Source organism: Flagellimonas sp. L-11 (assembly GCF_056857735.1).
Genome location: NZ_JBSXNR010000034.1, coordinates 1 through 24,801, shown reverse-complemented (window position 1 = coordinate 24,801; position 24,801 = coordinate 1). Strand labels below are relative to the sequence as shown.

General features: G+C 41.8%; 19 protein-coding genes and 1 tRNA gene. 11 read left to right on the top strand and 9 right to left on the bottom strand.

Going from position 1 to position 24,801, the window contains the following annotated elements; genetic code table 11:
- Positions 1-100: 100 nt before the first annotated feature.
- From AC13CC_RS04435 to AC13CC_RS04425, 3 genes are read right to left on the bottom strand one after another with little or no spacing between them, the layout of a single operon-like run.
- Positions 101-1,954, bottom strand: a complete 1,854-nt coding sequence (locus tag AC13CC_RS04435) for a M1 family metallopeptidase (protein ID WP_482876918.1) — start codon at positions 1,952-1,954, stop codon at positions 101-103.
- Positions 1,955-1,957: 3 nt separating this feature from the next.
- Positions 1,958-3,607 carry a S8 family peptidase gene (locus AC13CC_RS04430; protein WP_482876917.1) on the bottom strand — a complete coding sequence of 550 codons (1,650 nt, stop codon included), beginning with the start codon at positions 3,605-3,607 and terminating at the stop codon, positions 1,958-1,960.
- Positions 3,608-3,633: 26 nt separating this feature from the next.
- Positions 3,634-4,500, bottom strand: coding sequence for an MBL fold metallo-hydrolase (locus AC13CC_RS04425; RefSeq protein WP_482876915.1), 867 nt, complete (start codon positions 4,498-4,500; stop codon positions 3,634-3,636).
- Positions 4,501-4,710: 210 nt separating this feature from the next.
- Here AC13CC_RS04425 and AC13CC_RS04420 point away from each other — a divergent pair, with 210 nt between their 5' ends.
- From AC13CC_RS04420 to AC13CC_RS04410, 3 genes are all read left to right on the top strand, one after another.
- The gene (locus tag AC13CC_RS04420; RefSeq protein ID WP_482876914.1) at positions 4,711-6,564 is read left to right on the top strand and encodes a cation:proton antiporter; all 1,854 of its coding nucleotides are present in this window, start codon (positions 4,711-4,713) and stop codon (positions 6,562-6,564) included.
- A 118-nt stretch (positions 6,565-6,682) separates the two neighbouring features.
- Positions 6,683-8,452, top strand: a complete 1,770-nt coding sequence (locus AC13CC_RS04415; protein ID WP_482876913.1) for an SLC13 family permease — start codon at positions 6,683-6,685, stop codon at positions 8,450-8,452.
- 99 nt (positions 8,453-8,551) lie between these two features.
- Positions 8,552-8,812, top strand: coding sequence for a hypothetical protein (locus AC13CC_RS04410; RefSeq protein ID WP_482876911.1), 261 nt, complete (start codon positions 8,552-8,554; stop codon positions 8,810-8,812).
- A 37-nt stretch (positions 8,813-8,849) separates the two neighbouring features.
- Here AC13CC_RS04410 and lepA read toward each other — a convergent pair whose 3' ends face one another.
- The gene (gene lepA, locus AC13CC_RS04405) at positions 8,850-10,646 is read right to left on the bottom strand and encodes a translation elongation factor 4 (protein WP_482876910.1); all 1,797 of its coding nucleotides are present in this window, start codon (positions 10,644-10,646) and stop codon (positions 8,850-8,852) included.
- A gap of 151 nt (positions 10,647-10,797) precedes the next feature.
- Here lepA and AC13CC_RS04400 point away from each other — a divergent pair, with 151 nt between their 5' ends.
- On the top strand, positions 10,798-13,218 hold the full coding sequence (locus AC13CC_RS04400; protein ID WP_482876909.1) for an outer membrane beta-barrel protein: 2,421 nt from the start codon (positions 10,798-10,800) through the stop codon (positions 13,216-13,218).
- A 52-nt stretch (positions 13,219-13,270) separates the two neighbouring features.
- Complete coding sequence (gene dusB, locus AC13CC_RS04395; protein ID WP_482876908.1) at positions 13,271-14,263, top strand: tRNA dihydrouridine synthase DusB; 993 nt, start codon at positions 13,271-13,273, stop codon at positions 14,261-14,263.
- On the opposite strand, the gene AC13CC_RS04390 is transcribed toward dusB, so the two are convergent.
- Both AC13CC_RS04390 and rbfA read right to left on the bottom strand, forming a co-directional pair.
- Positions 14,260-15,468, bottom strand: a complete 1,209-nt coding sequence (locus tag AC13CC_RS04390; protein WP_482876906.1) for an ABC transporter permease — start codon at positions 15,466-15,468, stop codon at positions 14,260-14,262. The two genes, dusB and AC13CC_RS04390, sit on opposite strands and share 4 nt — an antisense overlap.
- 2 nt (positions 15,469-15,470) lie before the next feature.
- Entirely contained in the window at positions 15,471-15,866 is a 396-nt protein-coding gene (rbfA, locus tag AC13CC_RS04385) for a 30S ribosome-binding factor RbfA (RefSeq protein ID WP_119607165.1), read from the bottom strand.
- A gap of 101 nt (positions 15,867-15,967) precedes the next feature.
- Between rbfA and mce the strand changes: the two genes are divergently transcribed.
- Positions 15,968-16,384 (top strand): methylmalonyl-CoA epimerase, encoded by a 417-nt coding sequence (gene mce / locus AC13CC_RS04380; RefSeq protein WP_482876904.1) that lies wholly within the window; start codon positions 15,968-15,970, stop codon positions 16,382-16,384.
- Positions 16,385-16,434: 50 nt separating this feature from the next.
- A tRNA-Ile gene (locus AC13CC_RS04375) sits at positions 16,435-16,508 on the top strand.
- A gap of 355 nt (positions 16,509-16,863) precedes the next feature.
- Here the strand turns inward: AC13CC_RS04375 and AC13CC_RS04370 are convergent.
- The 3 genes from AC13CC_RS04370 to AC13CC_RS04360 form a co-directional block, all read right to left on the bottom strand.
- Positions 16,864-18,075: a serine hydrolase domain-containing protein gene (locus AC13CC_RS04370; RefSeq protein ID WP_482876902.1), complete on the bottom strand. Its 1,212-nt coding sequence runs from the start codon at positions 18,073-18,075 to the stop codon at positions 16,864-16,866.
- Positions 18,076-18,140: 65 nt separating this feature from the next.
- Positions 18,141-19,667 (bottom strand): dienelactone hydrolase family protein, encoded by a 1,527-nt coding sequence (locus AC13CC_RS04365; protein WP_482876901.1) that lies wholly within the window; start codon positions 19,665-19,667, stop codon positions 18,141-18,143.
- 174 nt (positions 19,668-19,841) lie between these two features.
- On the bottom strand, positions 19,842-20,999 hold the full coding sequence (locus AC13CC_RS04360; RefSeq protein ID WP_482876899.1) for an alpha/beta hydrolase-fold protein: 1,158 nt from the start codon (positions 20,997-20,999) through the stop codon (positions 19,842-19,844).
- 545 nt (positions 21,000-21,544) lie between these two features.
- Between AC13CC_RS04360 and AC13CC_RS04355 the strand changes: the two genes are divergently transcribed.
- The 4 genes from AC13CC_RS04355 (at position 21,545) to mobB (ending at position 24,308) form a co-directional block, all read left to right on the top strand.
- The gene (locus AC13CC_RS04355) at positions 21,545-21,958 is read left to right on the top strand and encodes a hypothetical protein (RefSeq protein ID WP_482876897.1); all 414 of its coding nucleotides are present in this window, start codon (positions 21,545-21,547) and stop codon (positions 21,956-21,958) included.
- 157 nt (positions 21,959-22,115) lie between these two features.
- Complete coding sequence (locus AC13CC_RS04350; protein WP_293166176.1) at positions 22,116-22,409, top strand: helix-turn-helix domain-containing protein; 294 nt, start codon at positions 22,116-22,118, stop codon at positions 22,407-22,409.
- Between the two features lie 286 nt (positions 22,410-22,695).
- Positions 22,696-23,280: a BfmA/BtgA family mobilization protein gene (locus AC13CC_RS04345; protein WP_482876895.1), complete on the top strand. Its 585-nt coding sequence runs from the start codon at positions 22,696-22,698 to the stop codon at positions 23,278-23,280.
- Positions 23,281-23,285: 5 nt separating this feature from the next.
- Positions 23,286-24,308 (top strand): MobB family relaxase, encoded by a 1,023-nt coding sequence (gene mobB, locus AC13CC_RS04340; RefSeq protein WP_482876893.1) that lies wholly within the window; start codon positions 23,286-23,288, stop codon positions 24,306-24,308.
- Positions 24,309-24,801: the final 493 nt, after the last annotated feature.

Genomic DNA, 24,801 nt, shown 5'->3' with positions numbered 1-24,801 from the left:
CCCCTAAGGTCAATCATAAAAAGAAAATAGATTTTTGATGTGAACCAAAAAGGGCGGCACAATCGGCCACCCTTGATTATGGTTAATATGAAAGAGGGGCTTATTCCTCTGCCTGATATACGTTGTTTTCCCCATCCACATCGGCCATCAATTGCGATGGGTCTATCATAATGGCCTGAACATCGTCCAAAGGCATATCCAACGTAAACTCGTAAGTTGGGTAAGCCCAGGGCCAATCCTCCAAAACAGTGCGATTTAGGTTGGGGTAAGGGTTATCTTTTTCCCCATACGTCATGCGCAATGGCACATAGTAAGTTTCTTGTGTTCCATCGGCGCCCACGACCAAAATATCCAAAGGCATGGGCATTTCACCGATGCGCTCCATGGTTACCTTGGTCTTGTCCCCATCGGCCTCAACACTTTTAATACCGTAATCAATGGTATTGGTTGTCTGTGTCCAATCGGTCAAGTACCAATCAAGTTCCATTCCCGATACTTTTTCTGCTGTTCTTTTAATGTCGTTGGGCACAGGGTGCTTAAACTTAAAGTCTTCGAAATATTTTTGAATGGTCTCCATTAGTTTATCTTGACCAATTATGTACCCCAGTTGAGAAAGGAATATGGATCCTTTGCTGTAAGCTGAAACGCCATAAGCAAAATTCGTAGTGTATCTATCGGCATGGGTGGACTGTGGCATTTCCAAACCGGAGTTGACCAAGGCATAATAGCCCCTATACGACCCCTCGAAAGGGTTTTGCTTGTTCTGTTCCATAATTTGGTTCATGCACAGGCTACTGATAAAGGAAGTGAAGCCCTCGTCCATCCACTCGTGTTTGGATTCGTTGGTCGCCAGTACATGTTGGAACCAAGAATGTGCCATTTCGTGCACCATTACCCCGACCAAACTGCCAAATTCGCGTTCGCCGGTAATCAAAGTGCTCATGGCATACTCCATTCCACCATCACCGCCTTGAACCACGGAATATTGTTCGTAAGGGTATTTGCCAATATTTTTACTAAAAAACGTCATGGCTTCCGCCGTTTTAGGCTGAAGTTTTTCCCAGTTTTCATTGAATTCTGGGTTGTCTTTGTACAAGAAATGAAGGGTTGGGCCGTCTTCCATTTTATAAACATCGTGGATATATTCCGGGTCGGCCGCCCACATAAAATCGTGTACTTTGGGTGCTTTAAAGTGCCAGGTCAATGTTTTGCCTTTGGTTTTTACTTTGGTACCGGGCGTTTCATAACCATGTCCAATTTCTTGTGGGTTTTGAAGATATCCAGAGCCTCCGACCGTGTAATCTTTGTCCAAAGTGATTTTTACATCAAAATCGCCCCACACGCCATGGAATTCACGGGCTATATAAGGGTTTGGGTGCCATCCTTCAAAATCGTATTCCGAAAGTTTGGGGTACCATTGGCTCATGGAAAGCGCAACACCTTCTTTACTGTTTCTTCCCGAACGCCTTATTTGAAGGGGAACTTGACCTTCAAAGGACATTTCCAAGGTCGTTTTTCCTCCTGGGGGAATAGGTTTCGCCAAATCCACCACAAGAATGGTTCCTTCTTCGGTAAAAGTAACGGGTTGACCGTCCTGTGCTAGGGATTTGGCATGCAAATACCCCATTTCATCTTCAGAAAGCGATGCGATCCTGCTTTTCCCGTCTTCCATCATCCTTTTATCCGGGTCTTTGATGTTTTGGAGCCTGATATCCATTTCACTGCCGGGCTGAAAGGCATTGTAGTACAAATGATAAAAAACACGGCTCAATTCATCCGGAGAGTTATTGGTGTAAACCAATTTTTGGGTACCGGTGTACTGGTATGTTTTCACATCCATTTGTACGTCCATGGTATAATCCACATGCTGTTGCCAACTGCGCGAATTTTGTGCACTTAAAAAAAGAGTGGCCCCGAAAAAGGCTGTAAAAAAGAGGGATTGTAAACGCTTCATATATTATTTTGAATTACTTTCCAAGGTCATTTTACCTTTTGAGATGTTGTTTGCCAAAATTAAGGCATTATAGGCATTGACCATTTTGCCGGATTTAGAAATTTTATCGAAAGTGGTGGTTTTGGTCTCGTCACCCGCTACAATAACCGGTCTTTTTGTTCTAAGACCAGACTGCATGATGATGTTTTTTACCTGTGATGCGGACAAATCTGGGTGAAAAGAACGGATCAGCGCTGCAACACCGGCAACTGCCGGGGCAGCCATTGAAGTTCCGCCTTGAAACTCATATTCACTATTGGGCATGGTAGAGTAAATCTCGGCACCAGGAGCGAATACATCAACACGCTGGTTTCCATAATTGGAAAAAGAGGCCACCATCTCAGACCCATAGCTGCTGGAAAGTGCCCCAACAGTAATCATATTGTCCACAAACTCCTGACTTTCATCCATATCATCGTTTGGATAATTTCTGTTTTCAGGGCTTTCCAAGTCTTCACCGTCGTTACCTGCGGCGTGAACAATAAGAACATCTTTGGAAGCTGCATATTTTATGGCATCGTAAACCCATTCCGCTTTAGGGGAAAAGGACTTTCCAAAGCTACAGTTGATGATGGACGCACCATTGTCCACAGCATAGCGAATGCCGAGGGCAATGTCCTTATCGTATTCATCACCATTGGGAACGGCCCTAATACTCATAATCTCCACATTCTGGGCCACTCCGTCGACACCAATTCCGTTGTTACGCTTGGCAGCGATAATTCCAGCTACGTGGGTTCCGTGGCTTTCGGTATCCACTATGTTTTTTGGGTTGCCATTACCGTAGGGAACGTCCGTAATATCATAAGGATCATCGCCCACAGGGGTTCTACCATTGAAATCTTTGTTGAGGTTGTAATTGGCTTGTTCGGAAAAGTATTTAATGCCTTCTTGGAGTTCGTCCAATACTTCAGGAATACTATCGCCATAGGTGAACATTTGGGTCAACACCGAAACACTCTGTTCCATTTGCGTGGTTTTGGGCTCAATGGAAATCAAGTCTTCCTTCGTGTAGGTTTCTTTCCCAAGTTCGCTCCTTACAAGTTCGTCCGCACCTTTTACCACCTGAAATATTTGTTCGTACTGTTGTTTGTTCTGAACCGCTTCGGGATATTCCTTGTCCAATAAAAGCCTGGCCTCCGCTCTTTCGGATGCATCACCAATGTTCAATCGAAGCATGCGGACGTATTCCAATTGTTCATTATAGGACTCTCCTAAAAAGTTATAGCCGTGTATATCGTCCACATAACCATTGCCATCATCATCCTTGTTGTTGTTGGGGATTTCATCGGTGTTTGTCCAAAGAACACTCTTTAGATCTTCGTGCTCCAAATCCATGCCCGAATCCAAAACGGCCACTACAACGGTTTTCCCCTTTTTGTTCTTTATGATTTCGTTATAGGCTTTGTCCACGCTCATGCCGGGAATGGTGTCCGCAATAAGGTCGAGGTGGCCCCAATTTTTTTTCTCCGCTTCGGTAAGCTCAGAAATTTTTAAGGGAACGGCATCAATGTTCTCCACAGGGGTAGAGACCAATGCGGTAGATCCGCAACCCATTAAAAATAGGGCGGCAGATAGGGATAAGAATGATAGTTTGTTATATGTGCGATTCATAGAATGTATTTGTAAAAAGTGAAAGGTTATTGCATTTTGAATAGTTCGTCATAGGAAAACAGCTGATCCAAACGAGCTCCTTTTTCGGTTTGTTTAAGAGTACATATTTGGTTGTGGGCATCGTGCTCAAAGAGCAAGAGCCAATCGTTTTCCACGGCAGCATTTAAAAAATCAGATTTTTCTTTTAAGGTCAGTAAAGGGCGGGTATCGTACCCCATCACATAGGGCAGGGGGATATGGCCCACGGTCGGAATTAGGTCGGCCACAAAAACCAAGGATTTGCCCTTATAGTTTAGGTGAGGGAGCATTTGCTTATCGGTATGACCATCCACGAAGTGGATACCGAAACCGAGTTCGGACTTTTCCACAAAGGAACCTTCTTTTCTGTCCACAAAATGAAGCTGTCCGCTTTCCTGCATGGGCAATAGGTTCTCTTTTAAAAATGAAGCTTTTTCCCGGGCATTGGGTTTGGTGGCCCATTCCCAGTGGTCTTTGTTGGTCCAAAAACGGGCATTTTTAAAGGCCGGCTCATACCCGGTGCGGTCTTTGTTCCACTGGATACTGCCTCCACAATGATCAAAGTGCAGATGGGTCAAAAACACATCGGTAACATCATCACGATGAAATCCGAGGTTTTTTAAGGATTTGTCCAAGGAGTGATCGCCCCAGAGGTAGTAATAGCTAAAAAACCTTTCGGATTGTTTGTTGCCCAGACCATTATCAATCAAAATAAGCCTGTCCCCATCTTCGATCAAAAGGCAACGGGCTGCAAGATCGATCATGTTATTGCCATCTGCAGGATTGGTTCTGTTCCAAATAGACTTGGGAACCACGCCGAACATGGCGCCTCCATCCAACTTAAAATTACCGGTCTCTATGGGATAAATTGTCATTTAGAAAATAAAATGGCCTGCAAAATAACAAAAGCACAGTCCAAATGCGGAAAAAATAAGGACATATTGGCCGTATTTTAACAAAAATGGGATGAGTACTGTTAAATATGGCAAGGTTTCCACCCTTAAGGCTTCTCCAATCTGGTTGGTGACCCCGGAGAAGAACGATTATCTAAAAGAAAAACATTAAATTTCCACAAAACTTGGAACATGGTCGAACTCGCCGGAATTATAATTCTAGGTATTATTGCCCAATGGGTGGCTTGGCGGTTTAAATTACCCGCAATTTTGCCTTTGATTTTGATAGGATTGTTGGTGGGCCCCATCGCAACCTTATACACAGAAGATGGGTCAAAATTAATAGAGCCCATCTGGAACGGCGAAAAAGGGCTGTTCCCGGGAGAAGGGCTTTATTATTTTGTGTCCTTGGCCATTAGCGTTATTCTTTTTGAGGGCGGCCTTACCCTTAAACGGGCAGAAATATCCAACGTAGGGCCCGTAATCACCAAATTGATCACCATTGGAACCATAGTCACATTTTTTGGGGCCGGTGTTGCGGCACACTATATTTTTGGGCTGTCGTGGCAAATTTCATTTTTGTTCTCTGGGCTGATCATTGTTACCGGACCTACGGTTATTACACCTATTTTAAGAAACATTCCCCTTAAAAAAGACGTGTCGGCCGTGCTAAAATGGGAGGGAATCCTGATCGATCCCATCGGAGCACTGGTTGCCGTATTGGTTTTTGAATTCATCAGTGTTGGTGAAGGACAGGCGTTTACGCAAACAGCGCTCATCGAGTTTGGTAAAATTATTCTGTTCGGGACCACTTTTGGGTTTACGTTCGCCCACGCCCTGGCTTTTGCCATAAAAAAGAATTTTATTCCACATTATTTGTTGAACGTGGTTTCCTTGTCTACCGTACTCCTTGTTTATGTGGAGTCGGACCTGTTTGCCCACGAATCCGGTCTGTTGGCCGTGGTGGTCATGGGTATGGTCATGGGAAATATGAACCTTCCCAATCTTAAAGAACTGCTTTATTTTAAGGAATCCCTTAGTGTGTTGTTGATTTCGATTCTATTTATCCTATTGGCGGCCAACATCAATATTAGCGACATGGAGCTGATCTACAACTGGAACACGGTCGCTCTTTTTGCAGTGATCGTATTTATAATACGGCCCTTGGGGGTGTTTTTAAGTTCGCAGGGATCCAACTTAAAACTCAACGAGAAACTTTTTATTGGCTGGGTCGGTCCACGAGGGATCGTTGCTGCGGGTATTGCTTCGCTTTTTGGCTCTAAATTGATGTTAAGGGGAGAGCCGGGGGCCGAATACATTACCCCTTTGGTTTTTATGATTGTTTTGGGCACGGTACTATTAAATGCTACCACGGCACGTTTGTTTGCCAAGCTAGTTGGTGTGTTCTTAAAAAAATCCGAAGGCATTTTAATTATTGGCGCATCCAAACTATCCCGACTCATCGGTAATTATTTGAGGAAAAACAATAGGCACGTAGTGCTCATAGACAACAACCAAAACAATGTTGATAAAGCAAAAAAGCTAGGTTTGGAGGCTATTTCGGCCAATATTTTTTCCGATACGCTTGCAGACAATATTGAGTTGAACGACATGGGGTATTTAATGGCGCTTACAGGAAACTCTGATATTAACAAGTTTGCGATCAACAAATTCCAAAAACAATTTGGTGAAAACGGAGCCTTCCGTTTGGTAAATACCGAAGAGGTAAATGATCCAGAGAACAACCCAAAGGAAGGGCTCTTTTCCCATACGGATGATTTTATCCAACTGATGGACACTGTACGAAAACATCCGGTCATCCACGAAATTGAATTGGAGGATAAGGAGCACTACGACAAGTTGATCGATATTACCTACGAAGAACGCGACATTGTTCCATTGTTCACCAAATCGCCCGATGGAAGCATTGAGATCATTCCGGCGAACAGCAAGGACTTTACTCCAAAGGGTGAAGGCTACAAGCTAGTTTATTTAGGCAAAGAGATAGAAGTGGCAAAAAAGGAAGAAAATCCCAAAACGGATTAAGATAGTTTTCTGTAGAAGAGGCGAAATTGGTTTAGTTCACGGTTTTACTCATCATTGACCGAATCGGAACAGAAAAAGGGTGGCCGAACAACGAAGAGAATTGTAAATTAGGGACACCATGGACAGCGATCTGATCATTACCATTGTAATCATCTGCATAGGGATTGTCCTTTTTGTAAAGGACTATTTTTCTATAGACACCACTTCCATTATCATTATGGCCCTGTTCATAGTGGCGGGCGTCCTTAGTCCCAAAGAAGGTTTTTCGGGCTTTAACCACCCGGCCACCTTAACACTTGGGTGCATGTTCGTGGTAAGTGCAGGGGTGTTCAATTCAGGAATCTTGGATGGTCTTAGCCATAGGATCATAAAGCTGGCCAAAATACATTACAGTATTGCCCTGATCACATTTTGCCTTATTGCGGGTATGTTTTCCGCTTTTGTGAACGATTCCGCAGTAGTGGCCCTGCTTTTGCCCATTGCCCTTACCGTTTGTAGGGAAACCAAAATAACCCCGGGCATGTTGTTGATCCCAATATCGTTTTCGGCACTTTTTGGCGGTACCTGTACCTTGATCGGGACTTCCACTAATATTTTAGTGAGTAGTTATGCCGAAGAATATGGAGTGGAGGGTTTTGGGATGTTCGAATTTAGTTGGGCGGCACTTTGTTTGGCCGTAATTGGTTTTGTCTACATCTTTTTTGTGGCACCCCTTCTGTTGCCCAAGGCAGAAAAGGAGCAGAACCCACTTACCAAAGAAGCGGAAAAGTACATTACCGAATTACTGGTGGAAATGGATTGCCCCGACAGCAAAAAACCGTTGCACATGTCCAAATTGGTCAATGATCACAATGTGCAGGTATTGACCATATTGAGGGAGGGGTCGCACAAGCAAAGTATTGGCCCTGAAACATTTATATTGGAAGGGGATGTAATGAAAGTTATGATTCCCCCGAAAGCACTCAACGGCATCCGAAGCCTAAAAGGATATAAGATCACGGGGGACAAAAAGTTGGACGAAGCAGAACTTGAGAAACACATTTATGAGGTTATTGTTCCCTTTGGCTCCAAACTGACGGAGGGCTCCCTTCGCTCCCTTAACTTTAGGAGACAATACAATGGCTCGGTCTTGGCCATAAGGCAACGTGGGGAGATTTTGTATGAAAAGCTCGCCGATGTAAAGCTGACCGAAGGAGACATGTTACTGATTTTGGGCACCGAGGCCGATGTGGATGCATTGGTTGCCCAGAACTTGGTGGTGGCCCTTTCCGAGCACAAGCACGGGAAAGTCAATTTAAAAAAAGCCATTCCTGCCCTTGTTATTGCCGTGGGAGTAGTGCTTGCGGCATCACTTAACCTCACCTCTATTTTGATCAGCAGTATGGTTGGCGCTCTGTTATTGGTGGCCACTTCTACCTTAAAACCAAAAGAAGCTTACGAAGCAGTGGAATGGAAGGTTATTTTTATGATGGCAGGCGTGCTTTCCATGGGAACGGCCCTTGAAAAAACCGGAGGGGCCGAAAAAATAGCCCTTTTTATAGAGCAGACCCTGGGAAGTTATGATGCCCAAGTTACCCTGAGCATTTTGTACTTGGTCACTTTTTTGAGCACCAACGTACTCTCCAGCAAGGCCACAGCGGCCCTTATGACCCCGATAGTAATCAGTCTTGCCTCGGCAATGGAGGTGAGTGAACGGCCTTTTTTGGTAGCGGTGATGTTCGCCTGCTCCCTTACTTTTATGACGCCCGTAAGCTATCCCACCAATACCATGGTCTATGCGCCGGGAAACTACAGGTTCAACGATTTTTTAAAGGTAGGTACACCGCTTAATATCGTTATTTGGATTGCCGCCACTTTTGTAATCCCTTACTTTTTTCCGTTTAAATAATTAAGAAGGACACGCTTTTTCTCGCATCCGTCAATTGAAGAGCAAATAAATGAAGGAGTACAAGTACTTTGGTATTTATTAACCAAATAAATCATTTTGATGAAAAAACTTTTGCCTACGGTAGTTGTTGCTGCCACATTAATGAACGCCTGTTCCAAAGATGACGGACCGACCAATCAATGTGAATCCTGTACCCTTGAGGGAGGAAAAGTGGAAGTTTGTGATAACGGAGATGGTACTTGGACAGTATCAACTGCCGGGTCTATAAAAACTATGGATGCAAAGTTTTTTGGCGGAGAGGATTTAATGCCTAAACAATTTGCAGAATCATTATGTGCAGCTGGAGATGCATCATTATAATCCGCAAAAGGCAGAGAAAACTATTTTCTTGGCTTTTTTAGTCATTCAACTTGAGCACGGCCATAAAGGCTTGCTGCGGAATTTCCACATTCCCCACTTGGCGCATCCGCTTTTTACCCTTTTTCTGCTTTTCCAACAATTTACGCTTACGTGAAATATCCCCACCATAACATTTGGCGGTAACGTCTTTCCGAAGCGCTTTTATGGTTTCCCTGGAAATAATTTTGGAACCAATAGCGGCCTGGATCGGAATATCGAACTGCTGTCTTGGGATAAGCTCTTTTAGCTTTTCACACATTTTTTTACCGATATGGTAAGCATTGTCAAAGTGTACCAGGGCAGAAAGTGCATCAACAGGCTGGGCATTTAAAAGGATGTCCACACGAACCAGTTTTGAGGTGCGCATTCCTATTGGGGAATAATCAAAAGAGGCGTATCCTTTGGAAACGGTTTTTAAACGATCGTAAAAGTCAAAAACAATTTCCGCCAAAGGCATATCAAAAACCAGCTCCACCCGCTCCGTGGTCAAATACGTCTGGTTTACGATTTGCCCACGCTTTTCAATACAGAGCGACATTACGTTGCCCACAAAATCTGCTTTTGTGATGATCGTCGCCTTAATATAAGGTTCCTCAACCCGATCTATAGTGGAAGGATCTGGTAAATCCGTTGGGTTATTGACAATTATAGGGTCTGGGTCGCCTTTGGTAGTATATGCGTGGTAACTCACGTTGGGCACCGTGGTGATCACGGTCATGTCAAACTCACGCTCCAAACGTTCTTGGATGATTTCCATATGCAACATTCCCAAAAAACCACATCGAAACCCAAAGCCCAATGCAGCACTGCTTTCTGGTGTAAATACCAAGGAAGCATCGTTGAGTTGCAATTTTTCCATCGAAGAACGTAAATCCTCAAAATCTTCCGTGTCAACAGGGTAAATACCTGCAAAAACCATAGGTTTTACATCCTCGAAACCGCCAATGGGGTTTTTGGTCGGGTTTGCAGAATCTGTGATGGTATCCCCTACTTTTACCTCACGGGCATCTTTTATTCCGGTGATCAAATAGCCCACATCGCCCGTAGAAATCTTGTTTTTAGGGAACTGGGTCAATTTTAAGGTACCAATTTCATCGGCATAGTAAGACTTTCCGGTGGCCACGAATTTTATTTTTTGCCCTTTTTTGATTTCTCCGTTTACCACCCTAAAATAGGTTTCAACACCTCTAAATGGATTATATACCGAATCAAAAACAAGGGCTTGGAGAGGCTCATCGGGATTCCCTTTAGGGGGAGGTATGCGCTCAATAATCGCAGTAAGGATCTCTTCGATACCAATTCCCGTTTTAGCACTTGCCGGGATTACCTCTTCCGGTTTACAGCCCAATAGGTCCACAATATCGTCGGTAACCTCTTCTGGGTTTGCACTCGGAAGGTCCACTTTGTTGAGCACGGGAATAATTTCCAAATCGTTTTCCAATGCCAGATACAAGTTGGATATGGTCTGCGCCTGAATGCTCTGTGCTGCATCCACTACCAAAAGGGCACCCTCACAAGCAGCAATGGAACGCGATACTTCGTATGAAAAATCAACATGTCCGGGAGTATCGATCAGGTTGAGCACATACTTTTCGCCCTTGTGAACGTAGTCCATTTGAATGGCATGGCTCTTAATGGTAATGCCCCGTTCACGCTCCAAGTCCATATTGTCCAGCAACTGATCCTGCTTTTCGCGCTCGGTAACCGAACCGGTAAAATCCAACAAACGGTCTGCCAAAGTGCTTTTACCGTGGTCTATATGTGCAATAATGCAAAAATTCCTGATCTTCTCCATATCAACTATAACATACCCTTAAAAAGGGACATAATCAACTGCAAATATAATTGTTTTAAATACCCGCAAATGGTTTTTTCTCAATAAGAAAATCACCGCCCATCCCGCTCAAAAATTATTTCATAGATTTGACAATCAACCCTAACCTCTAATGAAGAACCTCTCCGCTACTTTTTTATTGGTGTTTTTTGCAATATGCGGCGCATACGGCCAAACCTTTACAATTTCTGGCAAGGTGGTGGACGAACAGAATCAGGTTATTCCCTACGCCAACATTTTGCTGCTTCAGGCTACCGATTCCACTTTTGTTCAAGGGGCATCTGCCGACGAAAAAGGCCTTTTTGTCCTGTCCGAAGTGAAACCGGACCTCTATTTGTTACAGGCAAGCTATGTGGGCAGGGGCTCCGAACCCAGACCTTTGGATATTGCCAAGGATGTTTCCTTGGGCGCTTTGATTATTCCCTTGGAAAACAACGAACTGGATGAGGTAGTGGTATCGGCTCAACGTCCTAAATTGGAAAGATTACCAGACAGACTGGTCTTTTCCGTAGCAAACACAGTGGTTTCCCAAGGAACCTCATGGGATATTCTAAAAAGCACCCCCGGTGTAATCGTAAACCAAGATGATTTATTGATTCGTGGCCAAAACGCCACAGTTTACCTTAATGATCGAAAGGTCCAATTGTCCGGACAAGAAGTTCGGGATTTGTTGCAGGGACTTTCGGGCACCAATATTAAATCTGTTGAAGTGATTGCAAATCCTCCCGCAAGTTATGATGCCGAAGGAGGCCCTATTTTGAACATCGTCACCAGCAAAAACATTGTTCCGGGATATAAGGGAAGCATCAATGGGACATTTACCCAAGCTGTTTTTCCAAAATTCAGTATGGGTACCAGTCATTATTATAAAACGGACAAACTCAACCTGTTTGCCAACTATACCATCAATCCAAAGAAGGACGTGAACAAAACGAAAAAAGGCATCAATTTTATGGATGATACCAATGATGTTTTTTCCGTTTGGGATACGGATTATAATCAAACGGATAGGTCACAGTCGCAAAATGCAAGTTTTATTCTGGATTATGATTTTGATGACAAAAACAGTTTGAATGTGACCTCCAACCTGCTTTTTAATGTAGATCAAGAGCAGCAAACATTACTCAGCAACGAAATGAGGAATGCCCAAGCCCAATTGGACTCCACATTTACCACCGAGAACAACGCCAATATGGACAACACCAACTTGGCGTTTGACCTCACCTATGTTCACAAGCTGAAAAAGGAAGGGGCACAGATACGAGCCAATGGGCATTACACCTATTTTAACGGCAAGACGTTCCAACGCCTTGCATCCGATTATTTTGATGCGGACGGCACTTTTTTACGGGACTTTGGGTTTGATTCCGATACCGATCAAGAAATTGGAATTTTTACAGGGCAGTTGGATTATTCCACACCAATTGGCAATGCATCTTTTGAAACGGGAGCAAAGATCTCGTCGATCACTTCTGAAAACAAGGTGAACTTTTTCAACTTTAATGGTTCTAGCAATACGGTTGATTCTTCCTTATCGGATTTGTACACCTATGATGAAAATGTGTATGCAGCTTATATGAGCTTTGTGAAGAATTGGGAGAAATGGTCCATGAAGTTAGGAGTTCGTGGTGAGCTTACGGAGGCCGAGGGAAGGTCATTGACCTTGAACCAGACCAATACGCAGGACTTTTTTGAACCGTTCCCATCGTTTTATTTGCTCTATTCACCATCGGACAAGCATAGCTTTTCCTTTGATTATGGAAGGAACATCAATCGTCCCAAATACAATGATTTGAACCCATTCCGGTTTTTCTATAATGAAAATGATTATGAGGAAGGAAATCCAGGGTTACGACCAAGCTTTAGCAATAACCTTAACTTTAATTATACCCATAACAGCGAATATTTCTTCGACGTTTACTATCGGGACAACGGCAGCAACATTGCGTACCTGGTCTTTCAGGACAATGACAATCAAACCTTGGTGGAGCTTAAACAGAATGTGTTGGAGAGTAAATCCTACGGCTTGGACTTTACCTTGAGCAAATCCATTTTGCCCCCGTGGTACTTGTACGCTTACACATCTGTTTTTCACGAAGAAGAGACTTTTTTGGCCGAGGAAAGCGGCAATGTACCTTTTACCAACGAAGTGAACGGGGTATATGCCTATGTGGGCAATTATTTGACCTTGTCCAGTGACGGAACCTTTACTGGAGAGGTTGCAGGAACTTATATTTCCAAATTTCTTTTTGGATCGTATGTGTCCGACGAGCAGTTTAATTTAACGATCGGGCTCCGAAAAACCCTTTTTGATAATAAAATAACCCTATCGCTTGCAGCGGAGGATATCTTGGAGCAATATGTGCCCACCTACCGTTCGCAGTACCTTAACCAAGATAACTTTTATCGCAGACGTCCCGAAACACAGTTTATCCGCTTTGGTTTCACCTATAATTTTGGGAATTTCCGATTGGAAGACAATGAGCGAGGAATCGATAAAAATGAGCGTGATCGACTTCAATCGCAAAACTAGCTTTTAGGTTGTCGCCTATTTTGTACTTTTGCAATCCAAAAAACTATAGGATTTGCCAAAAATTGGAAACATAGAACTCCCTGATTTTCCGCTTCTTCTAGCTCCAATGGAAGATGTGAGCGACCCTCCTTTCCGCAAATTGTGCAAGGAGCAGGGCGCCGATGTGGTGTATACCGAGTTTATTTCTTCCGAAGGATTGATTAGGGATGCCGCCAAAAGTGTCATCAAACTGGATATTTATGAGAAGGAACGTCCCGTGGGCATCCAGATTTTTGGTGCCGAACTGGATTCTATGCTTCAGGCGGTGGATATAGTGGAGAAATCGAATCCTGATATCATCGACATCAATTTTGGCTGTCCCGTTAAAAAGGTGGTCTGCAAAAATGCAGGGGCAGGTATTTTGCGGGATATTCCGTTGATGGTAAAGCTTACCGAAGAAATCGTAAAACGCACCAAATTACCCGTTACCGTTAAAACGCGTTTGGGCTGGGACAACAATTCCATTAAGATAGTCGAGGTGGCAGAGCGATTACAGGATGTTGGGATTGAGGCCATTTCCATACATGGCCGCACCCGTGTACAGATGTACAAAGGCGAAGCTGACTGGAAACCCATTGCCGAGGTAAAGAACAATCAGCGGATGCATATTCCCGTATTTGGGAACGGCGATGTGGACACGCCCGAAGCTGCTGTAAAAATGCGTGACGAATACGGATTGGACGGAGCCATGATCGGAAGGGCAAGCATTGGTTACCCTTGGTTTTTTAAGGAAGTAAAACACTATTTTAAAACAGGGGAGCATTTGGCACCTCCCACCATGCAAGAACGCGTGGAGGCCGCCCGTAGGCATTTGCAAATGGCCATTGATTGGAAAGGTGAAAAACTGGGCGTTTTTGAAACCCGGAGACATTACACCAATTACTTTAAGGGCATTCCGCACTTTAAGGAATACCGTATGAAAATGGTCACCAGCGATGATGCTGCGGATGTTTTTGCCGCTTTTGATGAGGTAGAGGAAAAATTCGGGGATTACCAGTTCGCTTAGGCGGAAATCAATTTTTGGGAGATACGGCTACTTGCAATTTTTGAAGAAATAAAGCCCAAAACCACAATCGTTCCAATCACAATCAGCAAATTGATGACATTGAATTCCACGGGGTAGGCCAGTGATGGTGTTATCTTCAACCAACCAAACGCTAATTGGGAGCCAATCAACAAGGAACCGATCAATACACCAATCAACCCACCAAAAGAAGTGACCAATATACCTTGTATAAAGTAAATATGGCGCAATTCTTTGATGGTCGTGCCCAAACTGTACAGCGTTTTGGAGTTCTGCTGCTTGTCCAAAATCATCATAATAATGGCCCCAACCACATTAAACAGGGCAATGATCAACACCAAGGTGAAAATCAAATAGGTCGCCAAATTTTCCGTGTTTAGCATACGGTAGAGCGAGGTGTTTTGCTCACGACGCGTCAAAACCGACACTTTATCGCCCAAAACATTTGCGATGGAGCTGCTAACCTGATCGGGAGAGGCGTTTTCGGTCAACTTAAAATTGATGCCAGAGACTTCGGTACTATCTTTCTGCAACAATTCTTGTACCAAAGGAAGCCGGGCAAACACGTATTTTTTATCCAAACTTTCTTCAACCGCATAAACGCCGCTTACGACCAAAGCGAGTTCATCATAGGGTTTGGGATTAAATCCTCCTTGTTGCGAAAAAGAACCTTCGCCAGGTTTGGGCACCAAAACCTCCATGGCCGTTCTATTGTTCATGGGCACACCAAGCAAATTGTATATGCCGATGCCGATGACCCCATTGTATTGATCAGATCCCCAATTGCCAAAAATTAGCGTGCTGTCCACTCCCGTAACAGCCCGGTAGTTTTCATCCACCCCTTTTATATAGGCAATGGTGCTTTTTTCTTTATAGGTAAGGTAGGCCCGCTCTTCCAATTCTTTGGAAAAATTGGCCAGCCCCTCTATGTTGCCAAGCGCTGATTCTTCATCCGGAGAAATGGTAAAATGCTTCCCAATGGTGGGCGAAGCCTTCAAATCGGGGTCAAACGTATTGGAAAAAGAAAGGCTGAACGTTTTTAGACCTGCAAAAGCAGAAAGTACGATAAAAAGCGCAGCAGAACCTATCACAATCACCAAAAAAGTAATGAAATTGATAATATTTACCGCATTTTGGCTGCTTTTGGACCGTAAGTAACGTTTTGCGATATAAAGCGGAAAGTTCAAAATCAGGATTTCTTACGTTTGTCGAGCAGGTCCCTGTTCTCAATAGGGTTTTCCTCTCTTTTCAATGATTTTTCAATCCCTTCGATGTATTCCAAGGAATCATCCAAATAAAAATTAAGCTCCGGCACTCGCCTTAATTGGTGTTTGGTGCGTTGGGCCAATTCATACCGAATGGCAACTTGGTTTTCCTTGATGCCTTCCAACAGTTCTTTGGCTCCTTTGTTCGGAAAAATGCTCACATACACCTTGGCCAAGGACAGATCAACGGTTACGGAAACTTTGGACACAGAGATCAAAGTTCCCTTAAGGCCTCCATCGGTAGCGGCACGTTGTAAGATATCGGCCAGGTCTTTTTGAATGATTCCAGCTATTTTTTTCTGTCTTTGTGTTTCCTCCATACTGCAAAAATAAGTGAATTAATGACTAACCTCACACTATTAACCATTTACAGTGTGTAATTTTGAAAAAAGGTGAACATTTAACGCATATTACATCTCCTATGGATAAAATTGAACACATTGGAATCGCGGTAAAAAATTTGGAGGCGTCCAATGCTTTGTTTGAAAAGCTGTTGGGCGTGCCGCACTATAAAGTCGAGGAAGTGGCCTCGGAAGGGGTAAAGACCTCATTCTTTAAATCGGGCCCCAATAAAATTGAATTGTTGGAGCCGACAAATCCGGATGGTCCCATTGCCAAATTTTTGGAAAGGAAGGGGGAGGGCATCCATCACGTTGCTTTTGCGGTGGAGAATATTGTTTCGGAAATAAAACGATTAAAAGACGAAGGCTTTGTTGTTTTGAACGAAACGCCAAAAAAAGGGGCGGACAACAAACTGGTGGCATTTTTACACCCAAAGGGTACCAATGGCGTGCTGGTGGAGCTTTGCCAAGAAATAAAAGAAGGGAAGGGGCGTTAAAACCTTGCGCTGAAGAAAAATAAACACTAATATTGCATCCGCAAAATGCGGGTCCTATAGCTCAGCTGGTTAGAGCACCTGACTCATAATCAGGGGGTCCATGGTTCGAGCCCATGTGGGACCACCTCAACAAAGATAAACCTTTCAAGCAATTGGGAGGTTTTTCTTTTTTATACGGGTACAACATAGGTACAACATTTCAAAAACACCAAAAAACCATTCATAAGCTTTTATTGTTTATAATGTGATAGTTTACAAAAAACAAGCATCGTTTATTTGAACTTTACTCAGGTTTCAGAAGTAGTAAAATGACAACAATTGCAGAAACTGCGGCTGAAACAATTATCCAAAAAGAATGGACTCTATTTGGATTGGATAAAAAACGTCCTAATTTACTTTTCTTCTCTTTCATATTGATTATTATTTTCTATCATAATATACATTTTTTAATCTTAGTTCAGAAAGAACACCCTCATCGTTTATTTAGACTTTGGAATTGTTTTATTGGCCAAAACATGTTTAATGTAATTCGATATTTTGTTCATTCCTTTTCCTTCGGCAGTATCGATGTTAGAAAGTATTATGGCGGTAATTCCATCTTTCTTGAAATACATTAACTCACATTGAACACCATACCAACCCCCAGTATGGCCAACAATGGTTTGTTCCCATCGTTCATCAACCGAAATCCCAAACCCATAATTAGTGTAATATCCCTTTACCAGTGGTGACATCATTTTTTTGGTCAATTTCTCAGAAATCAATCGATAGTCTTTCAGGGCCTCAAAAAACCTTAATATGTCTTTAGTAGTCGAATAATAGAAACCGGCAGGATTGGCAAATTCAAGAAAAGTATCGTTCTTGCTAAGATTGTCAGATTGCCCAAAATGACTGGTGTATCCACTAGCTTTATTCTTCATAATTGAATCAAGAGGTACGGCCACCGTGTTTTCCATGCCAGCCGTTTTGAAAACATGGTTGTCCATATATTCATGGTAGTCCTTTCCACTAAGGTTTTCTATTAAGAGACCTAAAACGATATACCCACCTGCGCTGTAGGCATATTTTGATCCGGGAGAAAATAATAGAGGTTTAGATGCAAAAAAGGGCAGGTAGTCCTTCACTTCTTTTATATCCAATTTCCCAATGTTTTTGGACTCATCTACAAAAAAATTGTTCAGCCCTGATGTATGTGTCAAAAGCTGATATGCAGTCACAGAATCTCTAACTCTATGATTAGGATAATCTGGTAAATACTCACCTACTGGAGTATCTAAATCCAATAAACCTTTATCAACCAATTGAAGGGCCGCCACAGCTGTCATTGTTTTTGTTATTGAGGCAGTATTAAATAATGTATTGACAGTGTTTTTAACTTCATATTCAATACTAGAATACCCATAAGCTTTTTCAAATAGAACGTTATCGCCCTTTGCAAGTAAGACCACGCCAGAAAATTCAGGATAGGATAACTCTTTAAGATAATCGATGATATCAAGAAGTTTTTCATCTTCAACCTGCGCAAAAAAAATGTTGGTTGAAAGAAAAAGTGATATAATGGTCATTATAAGACGCCTCGAACTCCCGATTTTAAAAACTATTTCATATTCAATCATGTTTTCAATATACGCAGTATTAAACAATTGAATTAAAACAAGAGTTAAGAAATCGGTTATTTTGAATTTTAGCAATCTGTGTGGTGATTTTGATTAGCCGTGGTGATCCAAAAAATTATTTGCCCTTCAATCAATTGGCATTATTTCTTTAACTGCTCCAATCGGTTGATGGCATTCTGATTTTGTGGATTCAACTCCAAAGACCTTTCAAAGCTTTCAATTGCCTTTTCGCCATTTCCCATAAATAGATAACCCTCCGCCAAACTATCATAAAGATTGGCGGAGTTGGGATAGCGTTTTGTTCCCAATAGAAAAACCTTTATCCCTTGATCGGATGTTTTTGGATTGAAAACAAGTTGTAGGCCGAGCGTGTTCAAATGACCTTCGGGAATTTTGAACAAAGGATGCTTTTTTAGGATAGAGTCGTGGAGTTGAACCAAGCTTTTGTAATTCCTTTTTGAGGCCAGCTCATTAAAATCCTGAAAGGTGTACCCCTCTTTTTCTGGCCGCTTGATTTGCAGTGTTATCAAGTCATCCGCAGCTCCATTTTCCTGCGGATCGTTTTCGATGTACTTTAAGGCATTTTTATCCCCATTTAAAGTAGCTTCCAAGAATTGCAGAGTGTAACTAGCGACCCATTTGTAAGATTCCATTATTTCTGGGTCGCTTTTATCCTGCCTCCTGTCCCTCTCGGCAAAAAGAACGCCCAACGCGCTAAAATGGATATGGGTCAGGTTGTGGAACTTTAACCGATATACTTTGCTTTTTGTTAAACTATCGTACAATTTGAATTCGGTGTTCAGTGCAGTGTCAATCTTGTCTTCTTTCAGGACACTTTCAGGAATGTCCTTTTGAGCCATATGAATATAGGGTACATCCAGTTTAAAGGCATTGAAAAACGGTGATTGGGTAAGTAGGCCATACTGGTATCTTTCAGTGCCGTCCAAACTGACAACGGCCTTTACCTTATCATTACGGTTCTGCACCAGGATATTGGACAGACCACCAAAGCTAAAACCCATAATAGCAATATCATCACCCGCAATAGGATACTTACCTATCTCCTTTATCAAATACTCCACATCTCTAGCTTGGGTCTCCATTTCTTTCCCATTGTTATTGCTGAACCAACGGGTTTCAGTACCCCTGCTTGGACTGGACATCACCACAAAACCATGACTGGCCAAGTATTCACAGAGCGCAAAGTTTTCAATTGAGGAAGCTTGGAAACTGGGTGCATAAATGATTACCGGAAATTTTTCTTCTGCAAATCTCGCACCACCATATGCTGTCGTGGTTTCCAACAGGTGTTTTTGGTTGGCGGGGGTGTTGGCATAATAAAACCAATTCAGTATTTGCTCATTGGGTAGGTGTTCCCACTCCTCTTCTTCTTTTAGAATTTCGAGGTAATCTAAAACTGTCAGAGGCTCTCTGTTTATCTCGTTTTGTTTTGAAGGATACCATATACTTACGGGAATTGGTCTTGGCACCTTTTTGTTGGTGTAGTCAAAAATTCTGCTGTAGGTCCGTGTGCTGTCAGTGGCTGTATAATGCCGAAATCCAACCTTGTATCTTCCATTTTCAAGGTCAATTTCCTCGAGCGAGGTTTGTGCAGCGATAAGGTTAACAGAGAAAAATATTAAAATCTGAAGAATTGTCAATTTCATGATGTTCAGTTTGTGCTCACCAACCATGATTCGCTTATTTTTACGTTTTTTACTTTAGTTTGACTTTAACTGGAAATAAAACAGGTTGTCGTTTATTTGAAATTTAGCGTTTAGTATATCAAGCGTAGTCTGCTGATCGGCGTTTATGATTTTATAGCAATGTTATGCCACCTTTCAATTTTTAAGTTGTTCAATCCTTTCGATGGCTTTTTTATTTACTCCGTCGATTTTTAAGATGTCCATATATCTTTCCAATGCTTTCTCCGTCATATTCTGCTTTTCATATTGTTCGGCCAAAGTCAGAAGAGCATTGATTGATTTTGGATAATTATACACATTCAATTCATATAGTTTTAAAGCCTCTGAGCTGTCCTTTTCATTTTGGACAGATCCCAACCAGTTTATCATGCCTTCAAGCGGTGTAAACTCCGAACCATTATTCTCAGAAAATTGGTCAAAATGACTTATGATTTCGTCCGCGCTTCTATATTTCATACCTGTTAAAAAGTAATCTTCGAACAGAAAGGCCAATCCGTTGTATAGGCTTGGTATGGTCACCGTTCCGTGGGTGTATTGTTCAAAAATTTCTATTTTGATTTTTGTGTGGTCAATGTTTTTATTTTTGATTTTCTCAAAAAAGGAAACTTGACTATTTCGCATTTTCTCAATATAGTTTGAAAACTCAAAATTATCTGAACTAGAGATATACATTCTCTTATTTTCTATCACTTTGTATAAAACGTTCTCGGCTAGTTTAACAGTATATTGTTCGTTCCACCAAAAACTAGGGTCGATCAATAAATAACTGTCCAACTCTGTTTTTTCCTGTAAATAGTCGAATCCACCTATCAGTCCTGCGAAAGACCGTCCAATAAGTATGTTGAATGAATTTGTCCGATAATTTTTGTCGATGTATTGAATCAGTTCGTTGTTGAGAAAATCCAGAAAGTTCTTCCCGCCACCGCTTTTTTCTAATGATGGGTCTTTTTCCCCTTCATAGTTTTTGTTGGTACGGGTGGGCGTAAAATCTCTCGTCCTATCGGTATTCGAAATGTAAACTTGAATCATTTCAGGAATCTGTCCGGTTTTTGACATGTATTCTACAATTCCAGATGTTGATTGAAGCAGGAAATCCCCATCCAAAATGTATAGCACGGGATATTTTATCTTTGAGTATTGTTCATAGGTTGATGGCAGGACTATTCTAAAATTCCTTGTTTCAACCAATATTTTGGAATCAATGGAATCCTTTTTTCCAATCTCGAAGGTCTGTGCGGACAGTGATGTTGTTGCTGATAAAAATATGAGTGAAAAAATGGAGAATATTTTCATCTATGAAAGTTTCAGTTAATGAGGAAAAACTTGTTTAACTAAGCATAAATTATGTCTATACATACCTAAATGAGATTATTTCGATGAATTGATTCATCTTTTATCTGATTTCAACCTTCCCGAAAGTCACTATGTCGTAAATACTTGTAATATGTGACTCTCTGAATGTTCAACCGCATTTATCACTTTGTAACTATCAACAAACCATCTTTGAAAGACCCCCCAATTTACAGCTTTTTGTTGATTTTTCTTACTGAATCGTTTTATCCTTATCTTGGGATATGGAAAAATTGGGCAACATACTGGCTGGCTGGATTCACAGACAAAGAACGCTGTCTAGAAAAATGGAATCCAAAGCTAGGCATCTTTCCCTAAATGGACTTTCCGCTTTAATTATCATTATAAGTTTTATACCCTTAACCCTTCTTTTTTTCATTAGTGGAAAGAATTATACTTGGCTACAGATATCTGCCTACTATATTTTTCAGTTACTACTATTGTTAATAGCCCTTGTGTTTGTAATTGGCTGGTTTAAGTCTAAAGAAATGGCAAATGCAAATGTAGAAGGGTTTTCATTTGTAAAGCTATCATTTAAGAAGATAGACAAGGAATTTTTTGGATTTGATGACTCCGATATGGACAATCTAGAGCTTTTAACCAACCTTTTTCCTTCTAAAGAAAAGATAGTCATTAGGGAAGTTCCAAAGAACAAGCAATCTGGTAATCTTAGGTTTCTTTTTTCCTTTTTGGACCATATAATTGAAGGTGGTATTCAAGGATTGGGAAAGGAATCAAGGGAATCACTTTCCAGATTTGTTCAAAAAAGATTTTCCTTCGATGGTTCCGAAATAAACGAGAACACATTTGCATCCAGTTACTCCAAATGGTCACAGAAGACTAAAGAAGGGGACTATGACGATATACGAAAAGCAATAGCCAAAGCACTTGGAATTTCTTAATTATTGATGATTATTTGCCCAAACCCGAAAACAAAAGACAATTATAGCGCAATCTTCATTTCCCTATTTTTCACTTGCATCAGGTGATATATGTTTGTCGTGTACAAAAAAAGTGAGCGGCCGTTTACATATTCTTTAATTCCAAAAATAAAAAGCTATGGAAGAGCAACAGAATGTGTTGACAATACTCAAAGAAATCAAAACTATCCTTGGTCATCAAAAAAAGGTTATGAATGTGGAAGACCTTGCAGCTTATACGGGACTTTCCAAAAGCAAGATTTACAAGCTTACCTCGTTAAAGCTTATTCCTATGAGCAACAATAAGCATATCCGGCAAATATTTTTTGACAAGGATACCATCGACAAATGGCTTATGGGCGATCCAAACCTATCCGATGAATTTCTGGAAGAGAAGTTCAGTCAACAGCTTCAAAGGAACAAAAACCACTGAATTTATTGAAGCCCTTTACTCCAAAGAAAAGTATTTCGGTTTTCACGCTTGCGTGAAAAAAGGAATAGCAAGAGGGTGATGCGCAAATTGCGCCATCACGGTTGTTTTCGGGTATTCAACAAGTTGAAAACCAGTTAATTGAATAGATTTTGGAATACTGTACAAAATCAGGGGCTACAGTAGACTTTTCCGAAATCTACAGTAAATGCCCTCGGAGACCCAATAAACACTGGAAATTTTTGACGCAAAAATTGACGCAATTTCACTAAAAAACAAAATCGCACCTATGGAAAAGCAATCTACAAATGGCAGAACAAAGAAAGGAACCGGTGGTTATTCCAATATTACCGTAAAGAAGGAAACGGCCATACGCTTTCGCAATTATTCCAAAAGATTCAACAAATCACATAGTGAGGTGATTGATGGCATGATACAATACTTCAAGGAGAACAGCCTTGACCCTTTTGGGGAGGGAACAAAGATCATCCTTGACAGTATCAAAAAGTTGGAGCGTCAGATGATGAAGAAATTCGATAGGCTCATCGCCATTATCAAGAACATGGAAAAGACCAGTATCCGGCCCACCTATGAAATGATGTTGATACTTTACGAGGCCTATGTAAAGGATGGGAGGAAACCGAAATCTGAACCAGTCCAATTGCAGGAAGAGCGAATGGATTTTTTGGAGCCTAGGAATACCGTTCCGAAAGTTGAACATGACAGGATACTACAAGAATTCAAAGAATATAAAAAACGCTGCAATGAAATCCTCCATAACGTTGAGAAGGTGGAGCCGATGATGGGAAAGCCGTATCTGAAAATCAATATGGGCATCGGGGATTTTGAAAGCCTGAAATACCAATTAAAATAACACTCATGTATCTTACAATCTCAGCACAGAAAATGGGCAGTACCTACAACTCCAGTGTGGGGAACTATGTGGACTATCTGGAAAAGGAAAACGAGGACAGATTGCCCGAACTAAGGGAGGAATTCTTTGACCAAGAGAACGACAGCGTAAGCCCTGAAAAGGTCATTGATGAAATAGATGCCAATACAGCCAAACTGAGACAGAAAGACCCGAAATTCTACTCCATAGTGGTCAGTCCCAACCAAAGGGAGTTGAAGGCCATTGGAAATGATCCAAACATCCTAAGGGAATATACAAGGAAACTCATGGAGGACTATGCCAAGAGTTTCCATCGTAACCAAGAGGTCAAGGCCGAGAACCTGAAATACTATGCCAAGATAGAGCATCAACGCACCTATCGGGGCTTTGACAGGCAGGTTCAGGAGAATGCACCTTACAGAGGGGAAATAGCAAGGCTCAGGAACGAAATTAGGAAAGTGGAGCGTGGCGAATCCATCGGGAACGTCAAAGAGCTTGAAAAAAGGATCAAAGAGCAGGAAAGATTGGCCCCACACAAACAGAACGGGCAATTGGTGGCCGCAGGGATGAAAAAGGAAGGACCACAGACCCATATCCATATCATAGTAAGCAGAAGGGACGTAACGAACACCTATACCCTTTCACCGATGGCAAAGCACAAGGCATCCGAAGTGGAACTGAACGGAAAGACGGTCAAGAGAGGGTTTGATCGGGACAGTTTTTACCAAGCAGCAGAGAAGACCTTTGACAGGACAACGGGCTTCAGGCGGAACTATGTGGAATCCTATATTGGGAGAAAGGCACATGCAAAAGAACCGGGGAAGTTCTTTGCCAAGGTGATGGGACTTCCCACCAAGGAAAAGGACATGGCCTTTAAATTACTTAAAACAATGGGGGTAAAGGCTCCTAGTATCCCGACCAATAAAGTACAAATGGCCGTCAAAATCATCAAGGCACTTGGAAAGGGTATCAATCGGGCCAGGGGCACGGGTGAGGACATGGGCTATTGAAATCCAAAAGGTAGGTTGCGGCCTTTCGGGTTTTTGTTGTTATATTTTTAAACAGTTCGGTTTTAAGGAGAGCTTACACTTGATTAGAACAAATAAAATTTCAGGGGGGAGTATTGAGTCTAAATGTAAGAAAATTCAAATGATTAGACCGAGGTGAATATTCAAAAAAATAAAAGAATAGATTGGGTAATTAGAGGGTGTAAAATAAACTCTGTCTGAATAGAATTATTTATTAATTTAATTCAGATAGAATTATGACAACAAAAGAACAACAAGAATTCGAGAAAAAAGTACTTGACCAGTTCATGTCTGGCAAGAGCCTTTTTGGAGCAGACGGTGCTTTTGCACCGATTGTATATATTAATATAAAACTACCCCACATTTCAATTTAAAAGTATACCACTTATTACCAACTTGAACGTCCAATCAGAGACGTTCGGAAAATGATAAGTATGTATACAAAACAGGAAATAATATTAAAGAGTCATCGTGA